This is a genomic window from Massilia sp. UYP32 (assembly GCF_050434365.1).
Lineage (GTDB): Bacteria > Pseudomonadota > Gammaproteobacteria > Burkholderiales > Burkholderiaceae_D > Telluria > Telluria timonae.
In genome coordinates, this window is record NZ_JBNDIK010000058.1 from 1 (window position 1) to 2135 (window position 2135).

General features: G+C 56.5%; 1 protein-coding gene. It reads left to right on the forward strand.

The genetic code is table 11. The annotated features are described in order from the left end of the window. Nucleotides 1–125: 125 nt before the first annotated feature. Nucleotides 126–2015: an ATP-binding protein gene (locus ABIB42_RS25800; RefSeq protein WP_429249207.1), complete on the forward strand. Its 1890-nt coding sequence runs from the start codon at nucleotides 126–128 to the stop codon at nucleotides 2013–2015. The last annotated feature ends 120 nt before the right edge of the window (nucleotides 2016–2135 follow it).

The window sequence follows — 2135 nt, forward strand, 5'->3', positions numbered from 1 at the left end:
CGGCGGAACGGGGCAGCGCCGGGCAGCTGCTGAAGTGGAAATGGACACAGCTTAAACTAGCCGGCTGAGTGTCTTGACTGATGGGTCCACTTTAGGTCGACGAGACGGCGAAATCCAACGACGACCTGCAGAACTTTCTTTCGGCAACCGAAATCGCGATCCTTTTTATCGGCCGCAAGCTTAACATCAAGCGTTATTCGAAGCCCTGCACGCGACTGTTCAACCTGATCAGCGCCGATATCGAACGTTCTATCCTCGATATCAATTGTCGGCTGGATTATCCCTCAATGGAAAGCGACATAGAACAAGTGTTCTCCACGCTGCAGCCGGTCGAGCGTGAAGTGCGCGGCACGACCGATGGCACGTGGTACATCGCCCGCCTTTTGCCTTACCGCACGGCGGAAGACAGGATCGAGGGGCTGGTGTTGTCGTTCATCGATATTTCCCGTCGCAAGCTGGCCGAAGAAAGGCTGCTTGGCAGTGAGCGACAGATGCGCCTCATTGCAGCCAGCACCCGCGACTATGCGATTACCACGATGAACAACGATGGCATCATTACCAGCTGGAACGGTGGTGCCGAGCGGATGTTCGGCTATCCTGCATCCTATATCGTCGGCCATGGCGGCGATATTCTGTACACGCCCGAAGACCGCGATGCCGGCATATTCACTGAAGAACTGCACCGTGCAAGAATGGACGGCCGTTCCGAGGACGACCGCTGGCATGTGCGTCGCAATGGCACGCGCGTCTTCTGCAGTGGTATTACCTCGCCTTTGGTGGACGACGAAATCGGCGGTTTCGTCAAGATTGCCCGGGACATGACCGATTCCAAATGGCGGCACGATCAGCAGGATGCCAGGCTGGAATCGGAAAAACAGGAAAGAATCCGGGCCGAGGAGGCTGCGCGAGTGCGTGATGAATTCTTTGCCGTGCTCTCCCACGAGCTCAAACAACCGCTGAATCTGATTCAGCTGACCGCGGAAATGCTGAGCCGTCTTCCCGAGGCCGCCGCGCTTCCTGTGGTCGCGCGCGGGACTGACACGATCAAGCGCATGGTGAAGGGGCAAGCGCGGATCATCGATGACTTGATGGACCTGTCGCGCTTGCACACTGGCAAGCTGACCCTGACATATTCGCAGCTCGACCTCGCGGAAAGTGTAAGCCAGGTCGTCAAACTGATGGAAGACGAGGCGAAGCAAAAAAAACTGACGCTTCACACCGATGTCTGTACTGGCGAGCTGATCATCCAAGGCGACGTTGTCAGGATTGAGCAGATCGTGTGGAACTTGCTGAGCAATGCATTGAAATTCACCCCACAGGGTGGAACAGTGCGCGTGCAGGTTCGACGTGAATTCGATGATGTAGCATGCATCGAGGTCACGGACACCGGAAGCGGAATTGCCCCAGAACTCCTTCCCCATATATTTGACATGTTCCGTCAAGGGAACAACGGTACCGCTCGGCAGTACGGGGGCATGGGTATTGGCTTGGCGCTCGTCAAAGAGCTTATCGACAGTCACGGGGGCAGGGTAGAGGCCGAGTCCAAGGGAGTGGGGCTTGGCGCCACGTTCCGCATCTATTTTCCAGTTACGAACCCGCAGTCATCGCTGCCGTCGACCGATACCTTGAAAACAGGAGGCCTGGTCGGCAAGCGTATCCTGCTCGTAGACGATGCCACCGAGACGGTCGAAGCGCTTGCGGCGCTGTTGGAAACCGAAGGGGCGCAAGTGACATCGGCACCTGGCCCTTCCCAGGCCTTGGAACTTGTGGATGGCGCCGCAGAAACCTTTCATTTGATTATTTCGGACATTGGCATGCCGGAGATGGATGGATACGCTTTACTGGCGGCGCTCCGTACATTGCAAGCCACTGCAAGCACCCCGGCGATCGCACTGAGCGGCTTCACCCGCCCCACCGATGTGAGCCATGCGCTCTCCGCAGGATTCGAGACGCATATTCGAAAACCGGTTGATTTTGATCAGTTCATTGCAACGGTAGCCAGGGTCAGCCGATAGACGGCGACGCACAGGTACCGGTGACTATTTGTCAAGTCCCGCCTGTTCATAAACCCGTTTGACAAATAATTCGGGGCGCTTTTTCTGCCATTCTTTGAGCGCCAGAATTGGTGTTTTGCT